Raw genomic sequence first — 4,020 nt, forward strand, 5'->3', positions numbered from 1 at the left:
GCCGCACCTGTCGGTGCGACGGCCCCCGTCCCGTGTCCGTGAGAGGCCGGCCGGGTCGCTACCCGCCCATCTGGCCCCGCATGCCCCGGGGCATCTTCGCGCCCTTGGGCATCGGGCCCTTGGGCATCTGCATCTTGGCGGGCAGGGCCTTGAGGCGGTAGTTCAGCTCGGCGGCCCCGGACTTGTCCAGGTTGCGCGGGAGCCTGACCAGCGTGCGCTGGAGCTTGGAGATCGGCACCAGGCCCTCGCCGTTGCCGACCTTGAAGTCGTAGATGGGCGTGTCGTGCGCGACCCGCGCGACCCGCTTCTTCTCCCCGGCGATCAGCGGCTTGAGCCGGCCCGGGTCGCCCTCGCCGACCAGGATCACGCCCGGCCGTCCCACCACGCGGTGGACGACGTCCATCTGCTTGTTGGCGGCCACGCCCGGCTCGACCACCCAGTTGCCGCGCATGTTGTCCAGGATCGCCATACCCGCGCCCAGGCGCCCGTCCAGCATCTTGTACTGGACGCGCTGCGCGGAGCGCGTGAAGATGATGAAACCGGTCAGGAAGGCGACCGGCAGGCCCGTCAGCGGCCACAGGATCCAGGAGCCGGTCCAGATGCCGATGCCGACGAAGACCGCGAGGACGACCACCGCGACACCGACCGCCAGCGGGATGCTGCGGGGACTCTGCTGGTGGACGACCTTGGCGACCATGCCGATCTGCTTGAGCCGACCGGGCTGCTTCTCGGCCCCGCCCTTGGCGGGGGTCGTGGTCTCTGAACCCTTGGGCTTTTTCGCCATCGTGCTCTCAGGCAGCGCGCCGACGCGGTGTCGGCGGGGACGGGGTCCCTGGGCTGCCTTGCCTCCTCTTCGCGGTCGACCTGGGTGCTGCGCCTCACGGCGCCGGCCAGCTGGGCGCCTCTCGCCACCAGGATATGTGGAGGTGCCCCTACATGAGGAACGGTGGCCCGTGGGCCACCGTTCCAGCTTGGTCACGACTCGGGCGAAACGCCCATCAGACGCCGCCCGCCAGGGCGGCGTTCTCGGCGTCGCGCTTCTCGCGGGCCTGCTTGTAGAGGCGGCCTGCGCGGTAGGACGAGCGCACCAGCGGCCCCGACATGACGCCGGCGAAGCCGATCTCCTCGGCCTCCTGTCCCAGTTCCACGAACTCCTCGGGCTTCACCCACCGGTCGATCGGGTGGTGCAGCTTGGAGGGGCGCAGGTACTGGGTGATGGTGAGCAGGTCGCAGCCGGCCTCGTGCAGGTCGCGCATCGCCTCGCTGATCTCCTCACGGGTCTCGCCCATGCCCAGGATCAGGTTCGACTTGGTGACGAGGTCGTCCGCGCGCGCCTCGGTGATGACCCGGAGGGAGCGCTCGTAGCGGAAGCCCGGACGGATGCGCTTGAAGATCCGGGGCACCGTCTCGACGTTGTGCGCCAGCACCTCGGGCCGCGAGCCGAAGACCTCGGCCAGCTGGTCGGGGTCGGCGTTGAAGTCGGGGATGAGCAGCTCGACGCCGGTGTCCGGGTTGAGCTCGTGGATCTTGCGGACCGTCTCGGCGTACAGCCAGGCGCCGCCGTCCTCGAGGTCGTCACGGGCCACACCGGTGATGGTGGCGTAGCGCAGCTCCATCTTCTTCACGGAGTTGGCGACCTTGGTCGGCTCCATCCGGTCCAGGGCGCTGGGCTTGCCCGTGGCGATCTGGCAGAAGTCGCAGCGCCGCGTGCACTGGTCGCCGCCGATGAGGAACGTCGCCTCCCGGTCCTCCCAGCACTCGTAGATGTTGGGGCACCCGGCCTCCTGGCACACCGTGTGCAGGCCCTCGCTCTTGACCAGGGACTGGAGCTCGGTGTATTCGGGCCCCATGTGCGCCTTGATCTTGATCCACGGCGGCTTCTTCTCGATGGGGGTCTCGCTGTTGCGCGCCTCCACGCGCAGCAACCTGCGGCCCTCAGGAGCGATGGTCAACGTGAACCCGTTCCCTTCTGTGCCCCGTGACGGGACCCTCTCGCCCTTCGTGGGGGCGGCTGCGTCCCGGTGGGGACTGGCTCATGGTGTGGTGTGTCATCCACGGGCGGTGGCGCCGAGCAGCTCGGCGCCGTCGGCGTGGCTGTACCCCTCCGCGCCGAGGACGTCCGCCAGGTGCCGTTCCATCCGGGGCCTCACGTCGGCCACGGTCACCTCGCGCCCGAGTTCGGCGGAGAGCGAGGTCACCCCGGCGTCGGTGATTCCGCACGGGACGATCCGGTCGAACCACGACATGTCATTGTTGCAGTTCAGTGCGAGTCCGTGCATACCGACCCCGCGGGCGATCCGGCACCCGATGGCGGCGACCTTGCGCTCGATCAGGCCGCGCCCGGGGTCGGCGTCGAGCCACACCCCGGTCCGCCCCTCCACCCGCCTGCCGGTCAGGCCGTACTCCGCGACGGAGCGGATGACGGCCTCCTCCAGCATGCGCACGTAGGCGATCACGTCCACGGGGTCCGGCATGCGCACGATGGGGTACACCGTCAGCTGGCCGGGGCCGTGCCAGGTGATCTTGCCGCCCCGGTCGATGTCCACGACGGGGGCGCCGGGATCAGTGATGGGACGATCCCACCTCCCGGTGCGCTTTCCCGCGGTGTACACGGGCTCGTGTTCCAGGAACAGGACGGTGTCGGCCACCTCATCGGCGACGCGGCCCTCGTGGAGCCGCTTCTGGAGATCCCAGCCCTGGTGGTACGGGACGGGAGCGTCGCCCAGCCATGCGTAAACGAGATCACTCACACAACCACCTTACGCCCCGGCGCGGTGCGCCGGTCGGGCCAGGATGTCGGATAGCGCACTGTCGATGGTGGGCAGCAGGAAGGAATAGCCGGCCCGCTCCAGGCGTTCGGGCGCGGCCCTCAGGTCGATCAGGGAGGTCTCCTCCGCGAAGTCGCCCAGGGTCGCGCGCAGCGCCGTCGCGGGGACCGGGATGACCGTGGGGCGCCGCAGGACCTCCCCCAGGGCCTGGGTGAACGCGGCGTTGCTCACCGGCTCCGGCGAGCACATGTTCACCGGCCCCGTCACCTCCGGGTGCTCCAGCAGGAACCGGATCGCCCCCACCTGGTCGCGCAGCGCGATCCAGCTCATGTACTGCGCCCCCGACCCCAGGCGTCCGCCCAGACCGGCCCGGTAGAGCGGCAGCAGCGTGCGCAGCAGGCCCCCCGAGCGGTCGAGCACCACCGCCGTGCGCATGTACGCCACGGACAGGCCCGCCTCGAGGGCCGGGGCCGCCGCCTCCTCCCAGGCCTGGCACGTCCGGGCCAGGAAACCCGCGCCCGGAGGGCTCTCCTCGGTGGCCACCCCGCCCCCGGTGTCCCCGTAGTAGTGCATCCCCGACGCCGTCAGCAGCCGCGGGGGAGGGGAGGGCATCCCCGCCAGCGCCCGGGCCAGGGTGCGGGTGCCGCGGACCCGGCTGCGCCGGATGACCGTGCGCCGGTGCCTGGTCCACACGGTGGGTCCGACCGGGGCCCCGGCCAGGTGCACGACGGCGTCGGCCTCGTGCAGGGCCACGGTGTCGACGCGCCCCTGCTCGGGGCGCCACTCCGCCTCCTCCACGTTCGGAGGGGTGCCGCCACGCGGAAGGCGCCGGACCAGGCGCACCACCGTGTGTCCGTCGTCGAGCAGGGACGCGGCCAGCGCCCCGCCGATGAGCCCGGAGGCCCCAGTGATAGCCACTCTCATGCCCAGGGTCTACCCGGAGGATCCCGGACCTCCCGCGGAAGAGGGGGCGGAAGGCCCCGCGGGGCCTCCCAGAAGTTTTCTCGGGCTTTTTCTGCGAAAACGCTGCGGGGAGACCCTCCGCTCTTCTACTTTGAAGGTGGAGCAGGGAACTCCGCGTCATTGCGGAGTCACTGTGGGCGACACGCTGTCGGGCTGGCTGTCGTGGCGCCCGTCCACAGACCTTTGATGATGGGGATCATCAGGGGATGGTGATTGGTGGGGTAGAAAGACGGGGCGGCGCTGCGCCGTCGGGCAGGCAGGGGCGGCGCGGCCTGAGCCTGCGCACCGC

General features: G+C 70.9%; 4 protein-coding genes. All 4 read right to left on the reverse strand.

The window, feature by feature from the left end; translation table 11 throughout:
- Nucleotides 1-58 precede the first annotated feature (58 nt).
- The 4 genes from ACWGL3_RS31330 to ACWGL3_RS31345 all read right to left on the reverse strand — a co-directional run bounded on the left by ACWGL3_RS31330 (nt 59) and on the right by ACWGL3_RS31345 (nt 3,692).
- Nucleotides 59-784 carry a DUF4191 domain-containing protein gene (locus ACWGL3_RS31330; RefSeq protein ID WP_267948851.1) on the reverse strand — a complete coding sequence of 242 codons (726 nt, stop codon included), beginning with the start codon at nt 782-784 and terminating at the stop codon, nt 59-61.
- A 214-nt stretch (nt 785-998) separates the two neighbouring features.
- Entirely contained in the window at nt 999-1,952 is a 954-nt protein-coding gene (gene lipA / locus ACWGL3_RS31335; RefSeq protein ID WP_267948852.1) for a lipoyl synthase, read from the reverse strand.
- Between the two features lie 96 nt (nt 1,953-2,048).
- Nucleotides 2,049-2,750, reverse strand: a complete 702-nt coding sequence (gene lipB, locus ACWGL3_RS31340; RefSeq protein ID WP_267948853.1) for a lipoyl(octanoyl) transferase LipB — start codon at nt 2,748-2,750, stop codon at nt 2,049-2,051.
- A gap of 9 nt (nt 2,751-2,759) precedes the next feature.
- On the reverse strand, nt 2,760-3,692 hold the full coding sequence (locus ACWGL3_RS31345; RefSeq protein WP_267948854.1) for a TIGR01777 family oxidoreductase: 933 nt from the start codon (nt 3,690-3,692) through the stop codon (nt 2,760-2,762).
- Nucleotides 3,693-4,020: the final 328 nt, after the last annotated feature.

The organism is Nocardiopsis sp. NPDC055824 (genome assembly GCF_053616335.1).

Bases quoted from the DNA above. Each gene is read 5' to 3' on its own strand.
- ACWGL3_RS31330 (WP_267948851.1), bottom strand. From the start codon at position 784: ATGGCGAAAAAGCCCAAGGGTTCAGAGACCACGACCCCCGCCAAGGGC.
- ACWGL3_RS31345 (WP_267948854.1), bottom strand. From the start codon at position 3,692: ATGAGAGTGGCTATCACTGGGGCCTCCGGGCTCATCGGCGGGGCGCTG.